Source organism: Streptomyces sp. NPDC042201 (genome assembly GCF_055582185.1).
In genome coordinates this window covers 615491-633628 of sequence record NZ_JBVJDS010000001.1, presented here as the reverse complement: position 1 = coordinate 633628, position 18138 = coordinate 615491, and the positions used below count along the sequence as shown (strand labels likewise).

Sequence of the window (18138 nt, the reverse complement as noted above, 5' to 3'; positions counted from 1 at the left end):
TCCCCTCTGTTTCTTTGTCCCGTCCGCCGGGCTGCTCTGCCATGCCCGAAGGTCCAGAGAGAAAGGCATGCCTTGAATCACCGTAAGAGGCGAGCGAGTGAGGCTTCCGCTCTCGCCGTGCTCGTCGCCGCCGCCCTTACCTCGGCCCTGCTCGGTGCCCCGGAATCCGGGGCCGCACAGTTCGACAGCGGTACGGCAGGTACGGCCCGCGCCCTCGGCAAGGCCAGGACAGTCACCCTCGTCACCGGTGACCGGGTCACGCTGGACGCCACCGGACAGGTCACCGGTGTGCGGCCCGGCAAGGGTCGGGAAGGCACCGCCTTCCGAATAGCGCGGAGCGCCGACGGCACCTACGTCGTCCCGCGTGACGCCGAGCGGCTCCTCGCGAACGGCACCGCCGACCGGCGGCTGTTCGACGTGACGCAGCTGGTTAAGTGGGGTTACGACGACGTGGCCCGCCCCGACCTCCCGCTGATCGTGACGTACGCCAAGGGCCGCACCCTCGCGCCGAGCGCGCTGTCCGCCGCCGGAGCCCGGGTCAGCCGGGACCTGCCCAGCGTCAACGGGGACGCGCTGAAGGCCCGTAAGTCCGAGGGCGCCGACCTGTGGGAGACGCTCACCGGCAGCGGGGGGACGGCGCGGGAGAGGTCGGCCGCCGCCGACCGGGTCGAGAAGATCTGGCTCGATGGGAAGGTCGAGGCGGCCCTCGACCGGAGCACCGCGCAGATCGGCGCCCCCGAGGCCTGGGCGGCGGGGTACGACGGCACGGGCGTCAAGGTCGCCGTGCTGGACACCGGAGTTGACGGCACGCACCCGGATCTGAAGGGCCGTATCGACGCGGCGAAGAACTTCTCCGAGGCGGCGGACACGGTCGACCGGGTGGGTCACGGCACGCATGTGGCGTCCACGGTCGCGGGGTCCGGCGCGCACTCCGGGGGCAAGTACAAGGGGGTCGCGCCGGGCGCCCGGCTGATCAGCGGCAAGGTGCTCGACGACGGCGGCTACGGCGAGGAGTCCGGGGTCATCGCCGGCGCGCAGTGGGCCGTCGCGCAGGGTGCCGAGGTGGTCAACCTCAGCCTGGGCGGCCCCGACAGCCCCGGTGACGACCCCGTCGAGCAGGCGGTGAACGAGCTGTCCGCCTCCTCGGGCGCCCTCTTCGTGATCGCCGCCGGCAACGAGGGCCCGAGCGCCGGAACCGTCGGATCGCCGGGCAGCGCCGCCGCCGCGCTCACCGTGGGCGCGGTGGACCGTGCCGACGCGATGGCCGAGTTCTCCAGCCGCGGCCCGACAGCGGACGGTTCCCTCAAGCCCGACCTCACCGCCCCCGGCGTCGACATCGTCGCCGCGAAGGCCGCCGAGGGCACGGAGGGCGACCCGGCCGCCGACGGCTACGTGTCGATGAGCGGTACGTCAATGGCGACCCCGCATGTCGCGGGCGCCGCCGCGATCCTCGCCCAGCGTCACCCCGACTGGACCGGTGAGCGCCTCAAGGCCGCGCTCACCGCGTCGGCCAAGCCGACCGCCGGTGTCTCGGCGTTCGCGCAGGGCACGGGCCGTACGGACATCGTCCGCGCCCTCGGCCAGCAACTCACCACCAGCCCGGCCACCCTCGGCTTCCCCACCCAGCAGTGGCCGCACACCGACGACAAGCCGGTCACCAAGACCGTCACCTACCGCAACGACGGCGACCGCCTCCTCACCCTCGACCTCACCACCGAGGTGTACGGCGAGGACGGAAAGCCCGCCGCCGAGGGCATGTTCGAGGTCTCGCCGAAGCGGCTCACCGTCCCGGCGGGCGGCACCGCGACCGCCCAGGTCACCGCCGACAGCGGCGCGGGCACGGCCGACGGCGGCTTCGGCGGCTCGGTCACCGCGACGGACGGCGCCGGCATCACCGTACGGACCGGTGTCGGCGTACAGCGCGAAGTCGAGTCGTACGACCTGACCGTCAGGCATCTCGACCTCAGGGGGAAGCCCGCCGGGCGGTCCCAGACCGGGGTGCAGGGGCTGGACAACGAGATCTGGAACGACTACTCGGACGACACGGACGGCGAGTTCACCGTGCGGCTGCCCAGGGGCCGTTACAGCCTCGAAGGCCGTATCGACACGGGCGCGACCCCGGACGCCGGGGACCTGGCCCTCCTCCTCAACCCCAAGTTCTCGCTCACCCGTGACACCACCCTCGTCATGGACGCCCGCAAGGCCGAACCGGTCCGGATCACCGTGCCGGACGCCAGGGCCAAGCACACCGACGCCACCTTCAACTACGGGTTCGACATCGACCGGATCCAGAGCGTCACCACGTACGAGATGGGCAGCTTCGGCAAGCTGCGCGTCGGGCAGTTCGGCGCCCGGCTGCCCGCCCGCGAGGCGTTCGCGCAGTACAACGGCACCTGGACGCACGGGGGTACGAGCTACCGGCCGGCGATGAACCGTACCGGCGATCTGGCCGGCTTCACCGCGAACCTGAAGCGCTCGCAGTTCGCCAAGGTCACCATCCCCGTCGGTGAGCCCGCCAAGGACAAGAAGGGGTCGCTCGTCGCCGCGCCCCTCACGCCGGGGGGCGGATTCTGGGCCGACTTCAACCCGACCGAGTTCTCCCTGCCCGCCACCCTCACCGACTACGTTCTGCCGGGCGTGCGGTGGCAGTACTCCGTGTGGCAGACGAGTGGCACGGACGCCGACGGCGAAACCGTGTACGACGCCGGCCAGTGGACCGCGAACCCCCGGGCGTACAGCGCGGGCAAGCAGTACACCGAGCGCTTCAACACCGGCGTCTTCGGCCCGCATCTCACGGGCCCGCTCACCGGCAACGAGGACCGTCCGGGCGCGGTCCGCGTCGGTGACACCTTCATGGCGTACCTTCCGCTCTTCTCCGACGGCGCCGGGCACGTGGGCGACTCCCGTTACAGCAAGGCCAGGAGCACCCTCTACGCGGGCGGCACGAAGATCTTCGCCGCGAACACGGACCTGGCCGGCGTCTCGTACGAACTCCCCGCCGCCAAGCGCACGTTCCGTCTCACCACGGACGTCTCCCGCCCCACCACGCTCTCCTCGGTCTCCACCCGGGTCACCGCCGAGTGGACCTTCACCTCCGCGCACGTCACCGGTGTCGGGCAGCGGCTGCCGCTGTCGGTGGTCCGCTTCACGCCCCGGCTGTCCACGGAGAGCACGGCCAAGGCGGGTACGCGTTTCTCTGTCCCGTTCACGGTCGAGGGCGCGGCCACCGCGCGCACCGCCCGCAAGTTGGCCTTCTCCGTCTCGTACGACGACGGCCGGACCTGGCACCCGGCGAAGGCGGTCGACGGCAAGCGCCTCGACCTGCGCCACCCGGCGAAGGCGGGCACGGTCTCTCTGCGCGTGACGCTCACGGACGCGGCCGGCAACACCCTGAAGCAGACGATCCACCGGGCCTACCGGACCGTCAAGTAGGGCCTGTACACGTGTGTTGGTTGGACGCCCGGGTCGGCTTCGGCCGGCTCGGGCGCTCTTGGCCTCGGCCGGGATGTCCTCGGCCGACAGCGGCGGGATCACCAGCTTCCCCTGCTCGTCCAAGCGGACCGCGCCCACGTCACCCGGAGAGGCGCTCGCCAGAGGCTCCTCCAGATCGGTGAGGGCCTGGTGGAGCTGCATCCGGGCCCCCGAGGGAAGAGACACGCCGATCGTCCCACCGCAAGCCCCCAACTGCCCTCAAAACAAGCGACATCACCCTCAGAACACCAAGCCACCTCCTGTACCCACCAACAAACGTCTCCCCGACTCACGTACGTAGCTACATGACTAACGTGCCTTACACGGCATCAACGCATTGACCTGCAGAGACACTTGACAGCACTAGACAACCGCTGTAGGCGTTGAACATCCGCTCATAGTCGGGGCCGCCGCCCTCCACCCACCGCCCGTCGAGGGTGAGCAAGGCGGGGATGGACAGCACGGCGGCCACATGGCGGGCCACGTAGGTCTCCAGGTCCTCGTCGAAGTGGAAGGCAGGGTCGGAGGTGAACCTCTCCTCCAGGGCGGGGTCGGCCTCGATCGCGTGGATCAGGGGCTGTTCACGGAAGCTGGCCACGGTCGCCTCCCTGGCGTGTTCGGGCTCCAGGGTCCATGACCCGCTCGGCGAAGTGGTGGAAGGGGAGGGCGGGCAGGTGACGGTCGGCGAAGGCGTGGCATGCCGTCCAGGTGCCGGCCGCCCGGCGGGCCTCGACGGCGCGGGGCGTGTCAAGGTCGCTGAACGAGATGTACGGGTGTCGCCAGCGTCCGGCCCGCACACCACAACTGCTCGGTCGGCCAGCCCGGGCCCGGCCGGTGGGCGCCTTCTCGTTCCATCGACTGTGCAATGGCTGTCAGGCCGTGTTGGAAACGCCTGCCACGACTTTCGCAGTTCGGGAGGCGCCCGTCTTCTGTGCCACCGACGCCGTCGTCTTCGTCCATGGGATGCGGTGCAGGTCGGACCGTTGCCGCATCCCATGGACGCCTGGTCAGTCGAAGAGTCCTTCGACGACCTCTTCGGCGACCTCGCCGCCGATCTCTTCGGCCGTCTCTTCCGCAATCTCCTCGATGAGTTCCCCGAAGATGTCGTCCATGTGTTGAATCCTTTCCGTCGGCGTGGCTGACCCGTGGCACGCGTAAGGTGGCTGCGGGGTCGTGGGCATCCGTTCAACGTGCCGTTCGTGGAAGCGAGTTCCCAGAAGATCATCCTTGTTCGGCGGCAACCAGGTCCGCCGGATCGGCACGCCGGCTGACCTCCGTGAACTGGCCGGGGTGGTGCGGCGTCCCGTTCGGGTTCGCGCTCAGGTGGTGCGGCTGGTGCGGACCTTAAGCTAAGAAGCCGTATCTCAACGGCAACCTCACTGGATCAGTGACGCCAAAGCAGTGGCACAGACGGCGGCCAGGGTGAGGGTTCCGCTGAAGGCGATGGCGGCGCGGTTCAAGGCCGTGGGGTAGGAAGCATGGTCGCGGCGGGCGAGGTAGCCGGCTCCGGCCCCGGCGAGGGTGGCGACCGTGATCACTACAGTGCAGGCGAGCAGAATCACGGCGGTCCGGTCAGACATGGTGTCGCTTCCTCTTCAGTGAGACGGGCGTTGGGTGTGGTGCCGAATCTCGCGGAATGGGTGTTCGCAGTGTCGGCTGGCTTCGCTCTGGCCAGGGCTCTCCGCTACCGTTCGACGGCCTGTCTCCTGAGGCGACACACCGCCGTCTCATGCTCCGTGCCGGAGATGCCGACGAGACCCGAGCCGAGTACGAGTTCCGTCGCAGGTTCCGGGTCCTGGATCGGGGCCCCGACCGAGCCAACAGAGCCGTAGAGGCCTTGATCCTCAACGCGCGGCGGCTCGGACGTCTGAAATCGCCGTTCTCCTGCGGGTACAGATACGGATGCTCCCCCGCACCAAGTACCGGCGCCGGCAATCAGCACCCGGAAGTTGCGGTCACTCAGGCCTGTCCGCTACTGAACTTGAACTCGTGATGTCGGTTGAATCGTGGTGAGGTCCTGATTCGAGAGAGCTGGACGCCGGCGTTCCGTGATCACGGGGGTGGCTCATCCACCGACGCGCGGCGCCCAGGTTCACTTCGATCTCGTCGTTCGATGAGCAGACTTCCAGCCACGACGGGTAGCCGCCTTGCGCGAGCACCAGGACCTCACCAGGGCACTCGCCGGTTTCGGTGAAGAGTTGTACATCTGCGGCCACGATGGTGCCCGGGCCGGTCGCTGCGGGCACAACCTCGCCGGCCGGTATGCGGCCTGCTCACAGGTGGGCGTCCAGGAACTCCCCGAGCGCTGTCCTGGACATCGGACCGCTCCTGTCCACCATCGCCTCGCCCCGATCGATCAGCACGAAGGAGGGCGCGCCGGTGACGCCGTACCGCCGTACGGGGCCGGGGCACCTTGCGATGTCGGCCCGCACGACGATCAGTCGGCCCTCGTAGGCGTCGGCCACCTCCCGCACCAGGGGATCCATTTCCTTGCATGCTGCCGCGGCCTTGGGCCACACCCCGTGGAAGTACGCGAGCACCGGCACGTCCGCCCTCGCCAGGATGAACTCGAACTCGGCGTCCTCATGTGGTTGATGGACCCTGTTCGCCATCGGAACTCCTTGACGCTCCACTCGATGCGAGGCAGTGGGTGCCTCCTTGTGTCTCCCGACCGCGACGGCCGTACCGCCCGTCAGTGGGCCCTGCGCGCTCGGGCGGCCTTGCGGGCCTCCGCCATCGTGCGCGCCTCCGCGGCCTTGCGGGATTCCTTCGGCGGGCGGCCCGCGCGGGTACCCAGACCCCGGAACGCCGCGTTGCCGGTCTTCGCCCCGTCCTGCACCGGCGGGCGCTTCGCGCCTGTGATGCTGGTCAGCCTCTCCTCGCCGGAGCGAACCTGAGCGACCGTGGGCCGGATCCCGGCATCCGACATCATCCGGTTCACGTCCCGGCGCTGGCCGGGCGTGACCAGCGTGACCACGCTGCCGGACTCCCCGGCACGCGCGGTGCGCCCGCCGCGGTGGAGGTAGTCCTTGGGGTCGGAGGGCGGATCCACGTTGACGACGAGGTCCAGGTGCTCGACGTGGATGCCACGGGCAGCGACGTTGGTGGCCACCAGCACCGTGATCTCGCCGTCCTTGAACTGGGCCAGCGTGTGCGTGCGCTGCGGCTGCGACTTCCCGCTGTGCAGAGCACCCGCCTGTATGCCGCTGCTCCGCAGGTGGCGGGTGAACTGGTCCACGCCGTGCTTGGTGTCCAGGAACATCAGCACCCGCCCGTCCCGAGCCGCGATCTCGGTGGCTGTCGCGTACTTGTCGGCGGGATGGACGTTCAGTACGTGGTGCTCCATCGTCGCGACCGAGCCCTCCGCCCGATCGACCGTGGCGAACACCGGCTCACTCAGATATTGCCTGACCAGTTGATCGACGTTGCGGTCGAGCGTCGCGGAGAACAGCATCCGCTGCCCGCCGGGGGGCGTCCGGTCCAGGGTCTCCGAGACCTGCGGCAGGAAACCCATGTCGCACATCTGGTCCGCCTCGTCCAGCACCGCGATCCGCACCCGGTCCAGGTGACAGTCCCGCCGGGCGACGAGATCGGCCAGCCGTCCCGGCGTCGCCACCACGACCTCGGCACCCGCCCGGAGCGCCGCTACCTGCCGGCCGATCGCCAGCCCGCCGACCACAGTCACCGAGCGTAGCCCGAGCGCCTCCGCGTAGGGAGCCAGCGCATCGCTCACCTGCTGCGCGAGTTCCCTTGTCGGCACCAGGACCAGCGCGAGAGGGCGCTTCGGTTCGGCGCGCCGGCCCGCCGTACGTGCGAGGAGCGCAAGCCCGAAGGCGAGGGTCTTTCCCGAGCCGGTCCGCGCGCGGCCGAGGACATCCCGGCCGGCCAGCGCGCTCGGCAGGGTGGCCGCCTGGATCGGGAATGGCTCCCGTATCCCGAGCCCCGCCAGCACCCCCATCAGCTCGACCGGCAGTTCCAGCTCCGCGAAGGAGCCGGCCGGCGGGAGGCCAGGCGCCAGTGTCTCCGGCACCGAGAGCTCGCCCCGCGGGGCCCTCCCCTGGTCGGACCTGCCGGGTCCGGAGCGGCCGGAGGCCGGCTGCTTCGCCTTCATTGGGGGTTCCTCGTTTCGGCGCCCTGAACGGACCGGGGCCCGTACCTTGTCCGGCACGGGCCCAGGCTCTCTGCAAGCGTGACCCAACCTTACCAGCGCGGGCCTCGCGCCGGCCGTCCCGCGGCCCGGCCGGGCACCCGCCCCGGGGATCGTCACGCGCTGAAGGCCGGTAAGCCGCTCGACATCCGGGATGCTCTTGCCGAGCGGTACAAGGGTTCCTGCCGTAGGTGGCCGGGCGCTGGACGCGATTGCCCCGCAGCTGGAGACCATGGCGGCACGGTCGGGGCGCGGGCGATCGGGGAGTTCGGGATCGATGTCTCGCGCTTGCACTGATACATGACCAGCATGTCCGTGCACGGCGCATACTCGACCGAAGGCCAGGAAGCCGATTTACGAGTGAGAGCGTGATGGGGCCCTGCTGACGTCCCTCGACGTCGCCGCGCCCGTCCCCCACCGATGAATCCGTAGATCACTTCACATCATTCCGGGAGAACCCATGACCGTGAGCAAGAACATCAACAACCCTGTGGGCATGGGCGGCGGCCAGCGCAAGAGGCTGTCCCGCGCCGAACGGCAGAACAACGGTCCGCACCGCAACCTCGACCGCAAGGGTGCCGCCGACCAGAAGGCGGAGCTGGTGCGCAGGATGCGCGAGAAGGCAGGCGCAGCCGAGGGCGCCGGGCGGACGGGCGACGACACCGCACAGAGCTGACGCACCACTGTCGCAGGGCGGCACCGTACGGGGCAGGGCCAGGGCCTCGACGCACGGTCCGGGCCCCACTGCCGTACCGGGGTCTGCGGCCGTACCGAACGCGGCCGCTCCCGCTCAGCTCTCGGCCGACCACCAGCGTCTCAGCCGACCACCCGGGGATGGGCGTGCCACTACGTGCCAGTCAGGACGGTGAACAGCGGTCAGCTGGGGCCCGAACGAAGCCACTGCGGCACGCTCCCAGGGACGCGTTTCCCAGGTCAGAGGCGGGCAAGCCTACGCAGTGCTGGGTGATTCCCAAGCTCAGAGCGCGAGTTCGATTCCCGTCACCCGCTCCACACAAAAGCCCCAGGTCAGAGACCTGGGCCAACTTTCTCGTCTAGACCTCTCAAAACCCGCGCGCCGTTTCGCGTGTCGGCGGCGAGGGTGTTGCCGGTGTGCCGCAAGTCGTAGAAGCGAAGCTCCTTCGGCATGGCGACCGCGTCACGGGCCGTGGGCCATTTCCGGCCGAAAGTGGTGCCCGGAGGGCCGCACCCCGCTCCCCCACGAAGACGAGGGCGTCGGGCCCACCCTGCATGGCCAGTCCTTCGTGGACCCTTCCTGTCTGCCCCAGGCGAAATGGGCCCCGGGACCGCCGTAGGGTTTCAAATTTCGTGTCGGAATCTCAGGGCTGGTGCCGGATGGAGGTCGGATCCGACGTGGCGCTGAGACGTGCAGGTCGCGCCCGTACCTCGTTAGCGTTGAAACGCCGACGCCTGGAAGGCCAAGCGGCCACGCCGGGAACAGCCGGTCCGGCCGGCACGGTTGCAACCGAGGAACCGGCGCCGCACGGGCGGGGAACACGGAGACCACGAGGTCGTCCGCCCCACCAGGATCCGGGCCCCCGGATCGCGGTACGCCCGCCGCGTACTCGGACCAAGACGTAGTTCTGCAGGAGGACTGTTTTTCATGACTGACCGGCCCTTGACGCTCATGGCAGTACACGCCCACCCCGACGACGAAGCCACCGGAACCGGAGGGGTCCTCGCGCGGTACGCGGCGGAAGGCATCCGCACGGTTCTCGTGACGTGTACCGACGGCGGTTGCGGTGACGGACCGGGGGGTGTCAAGCCGGGCGATCCCGGCCACGATCCGGCGGCCGTCGCCTCGATACGCCGTCAAGAACTCAAGGCGAGCTGTGACGTCCTGAAGGTTAGCGATCTGGAGATGCTGGACTATGCCGACTCCGGGATGACGGGCTGGCCGAGCAACGACGCCCCCCGATCCTTCTGGCAGACCCCCGTGGAGGAAGGCGCAGCCCGACTTGCGGAACTCATGCGGCGCTACCGACCCGATGTGGTCGTCACCTACGACGAGAATGGCTTCTACGGCCACCCCGACCACATCCAGGCCCACCGCATCACGATGGCGGCGCTGGAGATGACCGCGCTGACACCGAAGGTGTACTGGACGACGATGCCCCGCTCGATGATGCAGCGGTTCGGGGAGACCATGCTTGAGTTTCAGGAGGACATGCCGGAGCCGGATCCTGCCGAGGCCGCCGCGATGGCCGAGATCGGCCTCCCCGACGACGAGATCACCACGTGGGTGGACACCACCGTGTTCAGCGGTCAGAAGTTCGATGCGCTGGCCGCGCACGCCAGTCAGGGCGAGAACATCTTCTTCCTCAAGATGGGCAGGGAGAGGTTCGGCGAGTTGATGGGCATGGAGACCTTCGTACGTGTCAAGGACGCCACCGGCGCGACCGTACCCGAGAACGATCTCTTTGCCGGACTGCGCTGATCCGCCCGTCCGACCGGGGCCCGGGAAAGCTCATCGGCCTCAACGGACCTACCCTCCCCGGCTCACTCAGAGGAGCCGGGGCATCCAGGTGGACCAGAGCCCAGTTCCCCGACCAGGCCGACCGTCTCCCAAGACTCAGCACAACGAGGCCGTGCCACAACGTGCCACTAGCGTCGGTAAACAGCGGTCACCGGGGGCTTCACCGAAGCCTTGAGCGAACGGCTGCAAACGACCGTCACCCCAGGTCAGAGGCCATTATCTGGCCGAAGTTCGGGGGTGATTCCCAAGCTCAGAGCGCGGGTTCGATTCCCGTCACCCGCCTGGTCGAAGCGGTCGGTGAGTAGCGGCTACGCCGAAGGCGTGCTGCCCAGGGAAGGCTCGGCGTTGTCGACCAGCTCCTTGTAGGTGAGCACCTCAACTCGATTCACGTGGGTATTGAGGGTGCGAAGTGCCTCGCTGATCGACTCCTCCGGTACCGAGGGTTGTTGTCTGCTGGTGCCGGGGGTTCCGGGTCTGGATGTCGGTGCGGGCGAGCCTCACTCACCGCACGGGGAAGCCGAAGACGTACCCCTGCTGCCTCAGCCAGGGCAGCACCTCGCGCAGAGCGGCCACGGTCTGGGAGCGATCCCCTCCCGCGTCGTGGAAGAGGACGGTCGGCCCGTCGGAGATCTCCCTCTTGACGGTGGCGACCATGGTGTCCACGCCGGGACGCTCGAAGTCTCTGGAGTCGACGTTCCAGCCCAGCGGCCGCATCCCCCGGGACGCGGCGAGCTGCCGGCTGTACGGGGTGAAAGCACCGCCCGGGGCCCGGTAGTACTGCGGCCGGACGCCTCCGGACGCCTCGGTGATCATGCGTTCGGCATCCAGGATCTGCTGGGACTGGTAGGCCTCGGACTTGGTGTCCATGGTGGTGTCGTGCGAGACCGTGTGGTTGCACAGCCGGTGACCGGCCGCCACGACCTCCTTGACCAGGTCCGGGTACGCCTGGGCCTGCGTGCCCACCATGCAGAACGTAGCCTTCACACCGCTGTCCTTCAGCAGTTGCAGCACCTGCGGCGTCCAGACCGGGTCCGGTCCGTCGTCGATGGTGATGTTGACGCCCCGGGGTCCGCGGTCCGAGGCGTGCGCGATGTCCGCCGCCACCTTGGCCACGGTCCGGTCCTGGGGCCGGGCGTCCGGCGCTGAGACACGCGCTTGCGGCTGCCGCCCTCCGACGGGGTTGGCCTGCGCGGTCCACACTGAGGTAGCAGCGGCCAGCGCTGTCACCCCGAGCGCCGCCGCGAGAAGCCGGCCGTGCCATCCCCTTCCCTTATGTCTTGCCATGTCAGCCCGCCCCTTTGCTGTCTCCGCCGATGCCGTGCACCCATGAAGACATACGAACGCCCGTACGAGGTACCCCTGTTACCGATCACAGACGAATCCGCAGGGGGCCAGCGACAAACGCGGGAGTTCCGCGACAGACGAGGAGCGCAACGGCCTCCCGCCCTCCGCCTGGACGCCCGCTGTCGGACCCGGCGGCGAGATCCGCGTCGGCGTCTGGGTCGCCGATCTCGACGGAGACGGCGCGCCGCACACGGCGGAGCACCAGGCGTGGGCGTTGCCGCAGGGCAGGTGAGCCACGGGCAGGGCTTGGCAACAGCCCGACGAGCGACGCCTCTGGCGCCGATTCGGCTGCTACCGCGCGGACCGCTGCACGACGACGCAGCACACCAGCGCGCCGGGCTGCGATGCCGCGGTCGCTGCGCGAGTACCGGGAGGAAGGACATCGGGTCCTGGCCGGTCCGCGGGGTGTATCCAGTGCCACCCTCCGGCCGGGCCGTATGTCCAGTGTGCCGGGCCTTTGCCGGCCGTAGCGTCATGGGCATGGCGCGGAGAGCGCCTCAGCGGAGAGGGCAGCGGACCTGTTCCAGCGGAAGAGCGGGACCGGACCCACCGAGAGCGGCGAAGCGCTGCGGCAGGTCGAGGTCGGCAACACCTACGGCCGGCAAAGCGGCCTCGCTCTCTTTTTCGCTGTCACATTCACGACGACCTGGTTCTTCTCGCTGATCGCTATCGCATTCGGCGGATCGCCGACGAGCTCCCCCACCGCCGTTCCCTATCTGCTCGGTGGCTTCGGCCCGGTGTTCGGCGCGATCGTGGTCCGCGTTCGCCGCACCCGCCGCCGGGAGCCCGTACCCGCTCGTACGGTGCAATTCCGGCAGGGCATACGGCTGTTCTGGGCACCGCCCCTGCTGGTGCTGGCATCGGCGACCGTGGTGGCGGGCGCACTGCTCGCGGACTTCCTGGGCGGTACCGGGGTGAGTGTGACCGAGGGCAAGGAACTGATCTCGACCGTCGGCGGAATCGTCCCTTTCTTCGTCAGCATGCTGATCGCCGGTCCGTTGGCCGAGGAGCCCGGCTGGCGAGGCACGGCATACCCGCGCCTGCGCGCGTCCATGAGCCGTCTTCAGGCCGGCCTCCTGCTGGGTGCCGTCTGGGCGGTATGGCATCTGCCGCTGTTCTTCATCGAAGGAACTGTCCAGGCCGAATTCGGTCTGATCAGTTGGAGTGGTCTGATGTTCTCGCTCAGCGTCATCCCGGTGGCGTTGCTGACCGGTTACGCCTACGAGCGTGCCGGAGTCGCGGCAGCCATCGCGGTTCACCTCGGCTTCAACGCGACTATGGCTGTGCTGACCGTCGACTCGCCCGTAACGCAGGCATTCGTCCTGGCGGTACAGGTCGTCCTCGCGATCACGCTGCTCGCCACGCAGCGGGATCGCCGGACGGACCCGCCCGTTCAGGCGGCCGCTCACCCGCACCAGGTTGTCACTGACGCGTCGCGTCAGGTCAGTCCGACCCGAGGCTGATCAATTCGGGCGGCGCACCAGAGCCGCCGGTGGCAACGCCCCTGGGTGGTGCGTTCGCTCCAGCACCGGGCCCGGGCGACCGCGCGACCGCGCGGCTGTGAGGCCCGCCGCCAGGAGCATCATCCAGACCAGAACCGACGCCGAGGGCGAGATCACCCCGGCCCGGATATTCGACGCGGCGAACCTTTCCCAGTGAGCCGGGCTCCATGCCGCAAAGAAGCCTTCGAGCCGTCGAGCACCACCTCACGGAATATCAATTGCCCGTCAGTCCACAGCACGCTGTACAGACGGGCCAAGTTCGAACCCGGGTGGGTGCGAAGCGCGGTCGGAGAAATCGCCGCCTTTCGGCTTCGACGGCAACTGTTCTCCACATCGGTGACGGGTCGGACCTCAACCAGCAGCTTCGAGCAATGGACTTCTGAGCAGGCAAAATGGCGGCGCCCGGCGCTATGCGTCCTCGGCGAACCGGCGGTGTTCGGCTTGATCGCCGTCCAGAGCGGGAGCTTCTGCCGCCCATCAAGCGTGCGCTGGAAGGCCGTGGAACCGTGCGGGTGACACATCAGCTGTCACCTACGATCTCGTTCGGTCAAGAAGCCTCATCGAAGGCTTCCTCCCCTCTCCCCTGACAAACACCGTCAGGACCGAACTCACCACGCTCAATCGGAGTCAAAGCGGCGATGGAAGACTCGGAAAGCATCGGCCGACCTCGCGACTGCAAGTCACCCTGTGTTCATGGGCGGTTGGAGTTCTCGATCGGCAATGAAAAGGCGGCATCCGCAGCGTTCCGATCGACCGCGCACGGCGGTACGAGCGCGTGAAAACCAAAATAGATCCGCTGTCCGTGGCGGCGATGGTGGTCACCGTTGTCTGCATCTCGGCCACCGCCCCGCTGACCGCCGCCGGCTCCGCCTCGCCGCTCGCCATGGCCTTCTGGCGCAACTGCCTGGGCTTCGCCGTACTCGGGCCTTTCCTCCTGCTGCTGCGCCGTCGCGAGGTGGGGCGTGTCGCGCGCGGCGAGCGCGCCCTCCTGCGCAGGGAACAGTGGCGGCCCTTGGTCTTCGGCTTCCTCGCGGCCACCGCGCTCGCTCTCCACTTCGCGGCGTTCATGACGAGCACCCGGCTGACCTCGGTCGCCATGTCCACCGCCCTCGTCGCCACCCAGCCCGTCTGGCAGGCCCTCATCGCCGCGGGTCAGGGCGCCAAGACGTCTCGCAGAACATGGGCGGGTCTCACGCTCTCCGTCGTCGGAGCGGCCGCGGCCGCCGGTCTCGACATCGAGTCCGGCGGTACGGCGCTGCTGGGCGACCTGCTCGCCCTTGCCGGGGCCCTCGCTCAGGCCGGGTACACCGCGTTGAGCGAACGGTCGCGCGCGGATGTGAGCACACCGCTGTATTCGACGTTCACTTCGCTGGTCTGCGGTATGGAACTCCTTCTGGTCTGCTGGCTGGCCGACATCCCGCTGACGGGTTTCGACAGAGCCACGCAATGGTCGCTGCTCGGGCTGCTCGTCCTCCCGCAGCTTCTGGGGCTCGGCGCGCTGAACTTCGCCCTCGGCAGGACATCGGCGACGACCATGAGCATCCTGCTTCTGCTGGAGACCCCCGTGGCCGCGCTCACCGCGTGGTGGCTCATGGGACAGAACATCAAGCCCGCGACCATACCGGGGCTCCTGCTGATCATCGTCGGCGTCACCATCGTGTTGATGAGCGGCAACGAGGAAAGGGCCGCAGGACAGCACGGCACATACCGCCCAGAAATACCGCCGTACCCGGCCTATGCCCCGTACACCCCCCAACCACTTCCCACACCGGGGCACCTGACGGTCCGGCACGATGCCGAACGCCCGCACGATGCCGAACGCGACCCCAGAGTGGACTGGGCCACGTACCACGAAAGTCCGACGGTCAGGTTCACGTATCACGGTGCGGGAGCCTTCGACACCGTGCACTTGCGCAGGCCGCGCTCTGCCAAGGACGAGTCCGAGCTGTGACTGCCCCACTGAGGCATGGGCGGACCGTGGCCGGCGTTGACCGGTCCGGCGACCGGTCCGGCGACCGCGGAACGACAGATCCCGCCTGCCGGTTCAACGCCCGCGCCGCCCGCGACTCAGCCGGTCGGGAACACCGCCCGCGACTCAGCCGGTCGCGAGCGCCGTCCGCGACTCAGCCGGTCGGGAGCTCCGTCCCGTCCCCGCCGTGCCGGCGTGGCCCGGCGTCGGGCACCAGCCCCTGCCGGGCGAGGCTGCCGTCCAGCCAGGCCGTGGCCAGCTCCACCCGGGAACGGCACCCGGTCCGCCGGAACAGCCGCGTGAGCCGCTGCTCCACCGTCTTCTCGCTGCACGCCAGCCGGGCAGCGATCTGCCGGTTGGTGGACCCCTCGCTCACCATGGCGATCAGCCGCGCGTCCCGCTCACTCCGCCCTTCCCGGGCCGCCCGGCGCCTGGGGAGCGAAACGTTCCGCCGGCGCGCCGCCGCACCGAGCCGACTACGGATGGGCCGCCCCATGCCCAGCGCGTGCCCGCTCCGCGTTGCCTCGGCCAGCCACCGCTGGGGGTCGTCGCCGACTTCCGCCAAGCACCCACAGCAGTCCACCCGCAAGGGCACGTCGACTCGCTGCCGCGCCAGCCGGTACGCGGCCAGCGCGCTGTCCGCGTCGCCGTGCACCATGCCGCGTCCGAGGAGCACCACCTCGCGCGTCATGGGCGAGGCCGACTCTTCGTGCAGGGTCTCCATTTCCTCCAGGGTCCGTCGCATCGCCCCTGGGTTGTTCCCCTCAAGTGCGATCGACAGAATCCGCAGCAACACTCTGTCGACGCCCGCGAGCAGTCCGCTCTCACGCGCCCGCCGCACCTCGCGCCATGCCTCTTCCAAAGCCTCGTCCCCCTGCCCCGACCAGTACCGGACACCCAGTCGCGCCCGGGCCACCAGCGGATGGCTGACGGAGTCCGGGATCAGGTCCAGCCACTCGCGGGCGTGTCCGAACTCCCCGCGCACGAGCTGGATCTCGGCTGCCAGCGCCCGGGCCAGCTGTCCGACGCCGGCCGCGCCGTCCGCTCGGCCCCGCGTCTCGATCCGACGGGCGCCTGACAGCGCGCTGTCCCAGTGCCCCGCCAGGTACTCGCGCACCATGGCGTGGTACTGGACGGCGGTGCTCTGCCCCGCCCCGGCGTAACGCTCACCGAGCACGGCCTCAAGAGCACCCGCCAGGTCCCCGTACGCGGCGGCGTTCCGCAGCCGGTCCAGAGCCGCCTCGCCCAGGGCATCCCGCGGCAGCCCCCGCCGGGCGCGCTCGAACTCGGCGCCGCCGCCCACGGCGGCTGCCAGCAGCCGCACTTCCGCAGGCGACGGGACGGCCCCGGAGCCGGACTCCTGGTCAGCGTCCGGGACGCGGTCGGCCATCGGCCCCGGCCGGAATGTCATCGGCGTGATCGGGCCGATCCCGTACAGTCCGCCGAGCCCCGCCAGCACGGCGGCGACGGGCATCCGCCCGAGCGCCGCGCCGTATCGGGGGTCGGCGTCGTCGGTGTGCGGGGACCGATGACCGTCGGTGTACGGGGACCGATGCTCGTGCAGCGCCGACAGCGTCCATGCCCGGGTGACCCATTCCAGAGCGCCCCGGTCCCCGCCGTGCGGCCCGTCGAGGCAGGCGATCAGCGGCTCGCCGAGCGCGAGTACGCCGATATGGTCGGCGTACCGCAGGCCCAGGGCCGCGGACTCGCGCAGCACACCGGTCGTTCTGGTGTCGTGCGGCGGCAGGTGCCGCAACGCCGAGTGGTAGCTGCGGGCCCCCCAGGAACGGTCGAGCTTCGCGCTGGTACGGGCCGCGGCCAGCAGCAGCGGCACCGCGAGCGCGGCGCCGAGCGTTGGCCCCGCCGCCGCCACGTGGTCGGCCAGCCGCGGGTGGGCGGCACCCGTCGCGGCGGCGCCCAGCCGATCGGTCACCGATCTGGTGATCGTGGCGTGCAGCGACCGTACGTCTCGGCGGGCCGGCAGCGTCAGCAGCGCCGCCGCGAGTGCCGGAACAGCGAACGCTATTCCGCCATCCCGGTCGACGGTCACCACCCGGTCCCTGACCAGGTCGTCCAGCGCACGGCCGACGGCTTCGGGCAGCCCGCCCAGCGGCCGCACCCGGTGCAGGTCGTCAAGCCGCAGTTCGGCCCCCTCGGCCAGCCGGGCGAGCGCGGCCGCCATGCCGACCGTGCCGGCATCCGGTGACGCGTCCGGCCAGCCGAGCCGGCCCAGGTCGGTGGCGTCCGCGGTGAGGCGCAGCCCACCCTCCGGCACGGTCAGGCATATCCGGCCGTCGAGTTCGAGCAGGCCGCCGCGCTCCTCCAGCGAGGCGAGCACCGACAGCACGGCCGCCGGGCTCCCCGCCAGCGGACCCAGCGAACGCAGCACCGCCGTCACCAAGTCGGGCTCGACGGGTCGGCCCAGCCGCCGTACGAGGAGCTCGCCGACCTCGGCAGACGACAGCGGCGGCAGTTCGAGCACCCGGTCGGCCGCCGCGGGCAGCCGCGCACCGCTGACCTGCCCCGGGCCCATCGGCCGGCCGGCCATCACCACCGGCACACCCGCCGGGCGGAACGCGCGCAGCAGCAGCCCCAGAGCGGAGGCCGTGGGATCCGGCATCCGATGGGTGTCGTCGACGATCAGGGCGAACGGGACGTACTGAGCCGTGTCCGCCAGCACCTCGCCCAAGGTGGAGAGCAGGGCCACCTCGCTGCCCCGGCCGACGGTCTGCGATTGCGCCCGGCGCACCACGGTGACGCGTGCCAGGTGACGACTGTCGTGGATCGTGGCGAGTACGCCGCAGACGGCGTCCGCGAGGGCGGCCGTACCGGCCGGGCCCTGCGCGCCTTCCCAGCCGAGCCGCAGGACCTTGGCGCCCTCCTTGGCCGCCGCCCGCCGCGCCTCGCCCAGCACTGCCGTTTTACCGCTTCCGGCCCCGCCGGTGACCAGCAGGGTCCGCGCCGCGGCGCCGGCGGAACGTAGCACTCCCGCCACGTCCTCGACTTCGCCGTGCCTGCCGACCAGAGGGGAACGGTACTGCTGCACGACGACTCCTCGTTTGCCCCTATTCTTCACGTCGAACGGCTTGGTGAGACCGCGGGTTCGCATGAACTTCCCGGACGAGCCACCATCTCTTCCGGCACGTTGGTCATGATGGCAAGACCCTGGACCGGGGCCGGTCGGCCTGCTCGGCCCGAGGCGGGCGCCCGC

At 70.0% G+C, this 18138-nt stretch carries 11 protein-coding genes and 1 pseudogene; 5 read left to right on the top strand and 7 right to left on the bottom strand.

The window, feature by feature from the left end; all coding sequences use genetic code 11:
• Nucleotides 1-117 precede the first annotated feature (117 nt).
• Nucleotides 118-3432 carry a S8 family peptidase gene (locus ACZ6MZ_RS02660; RefSeq protein WP_469349367.1) on the top strand — a complete coding sequence of 1105 codons (3315 nt, stop codon included), beginning with the start codon at nucleotides 118-120 and terminating at the stop codon, nucleotides 3430-3432.
• Nucleotides 3433-3790: 358 nt separating this feature from the next.
• Here ACZ6MZ_RS02660 and ACZ6MZ_RS02655 read toward each other — a convergent pair whose 3' ends face one another.
• The 4 genes from ACZ6MZ_RS02655 to ACZ6MZ_RS02640 form a co-directional block, all read right to left on the bottom strand.
• Complete coding sequence (locus ACZ6MZ_RS02655) at nucleotides 3791-4069, bottom strand: hypothetical protein (protein ID WP_469349364.1); 279 nt, start codon at nucleotides 4067-4069, stop codon at nucleotides 3791-3793.
• Nucleotides 4070-4847: 778 nt separating this feature from the next.
• Nucleotides 4848-5051: a hypothetical protein gene (locus tag ACZ6MZ_RS02650; protein ID WP_384783221.1), complete on the bottom strand. Its 204-nt coding sequence runs from the start codon at nucleotides 5049-5051 to the stop codon at nucleotides 4848-4850.
• Nucleotides 5052-5744: 693 nt separating this feature from the next.
• A complete protein-coding gene (locus ACZ6MZ_RS02645) occupies nucleotides 5745-6083 on the bottom strand; it encodes a thioredoxin family protein (protein WP_469349362.1) in 339 nt (112 codons plus the stop codon).
• An 80-nt stretch (nucleotides 6084-6163) separates the two neighbouring features.
• A complete protein-coding gene (locus ACZ6MZ_RS02640) occupies nucleotides 6164-7582 on the bottom strand; it encodes a DEAD/DEAH box helicase (protein ID WP_469349360.1) in 1419 nt (472 codons plus the stop codon).
• A gap of 496 nt (nucleotides 7583-8078) precedes the next feature.
• Here ACZ6MZ_RS02640 and ACZ6MZ_RS02635 point away from each other — a divergent pair, with 496 nt between their 5' ends.
• Nucleotides 8079-8294, top strand: a complete 216-nt coding sequence (locus ACZ6MZ_RS02635; protein ID WP_469349359.1) for a DUF6243 family protein — start codon at nucleotides 8079-8081, stop codon at nucleotides 8292-8294.
• Between the two features lie 407 nt (nucleotides 8295-8701).
• Here ACZ6MZ_RS02635 and ACZ6MZ_RS02630 read toward each other — a convergent pair.
• Nucleotides 8702-8856, bottom strand: a pseudogene (locus ACZ6MZ_RS02630) (tyrosine-type recombinase/integrase); the annotation flags it as partial.
• Between the two features lie 383 nt (nucleotides 8857-9239).
• Here ACZ6MZ_RS02630 and ACZ6MZ_RS02625 point away from each other — a divergent pair.
• On the top strand, nucleotides 9240-10073 hold the full coding sequence (locus ACZ6MZ_RS02625; RefSeq protein WP_469349358.1) for a PIG-L family deacetylase: 834 nt from the start codon (nucleotides 9240-9242) through the stop codon (nucleotides 10071-10073).
• Between the two features lie 540 nt (nucleotides 10074-10613).
• On the opposite strand, the gene ACZ6MZ_RS02620 is transcribed toward ACZ6MZ_RS02625, so the two are convergent.
• Entirely contained in the window at nucleotides 10614-11396 is a 783-nt protein-coding gene (locus tag ACZ6MZ_RS02620) for a polysaccharide deacetylase family protein (RefSeq protein ID WP_469349356.1), read from the bottom strand.
• A 980-nt stretch (nucleotides 11397-12376) separates the two neighbouring features.
• Between ACZ6MZ_RS02620 and ACZ6MZ_RS02615 the strand changes: the two genes are divergently transcribed.
• Both ACZ6MZ_RS02615 and ACZ6MZ_RS02610 read left to right on the top strand, forming a co-directional pair.
• Nucleotides 12377-12919, top strand: coding sequence for a lysostaphin resistance A-like protein (locus ACZ6MZ_RS02615; RefSeq protein WP_469349355.1), 543 nt, complete (start codon nucleotides 12377-12379; stop codon nucleotides 12917-12919).
• 814 nt (nucleotides 12920-13733) lie between these two features.
• Complete coding sequence (locus ACZ6MZ_RS02610) at nucleotides 13734-14909, top strand: DMT family transporter (RefSeq protein ID WP_469349354.1); 1176 nt, start codon at nucleotides 13734-13736, stop codon at nucleotides 14907-14909.
• Between the two features lie 172 nt (nucleotides 14910-15081).
• On the opposite strand, the gene ACZ6MZ_RS02605 is transcribed toward ACZ6MZ_RS02610, so the two are convergent.
• Nucleotides 15082-17973 carry a helix-turn-helix transcriptional regulator gene (locus ACZ6MZ_RS02605; RefSeq protein ID WP_469349352.1) on the bottom strand — a complete coding sequence of 964 codons (2892 nt, stop codon included), beginning with the start codon at nucleotides 17971-17973 and terminating at the stop codon, nucleotides 15082-15084.
• Between the last annotated feature and the right edge of the window lie 165 nt (nucleotides 17974-18138).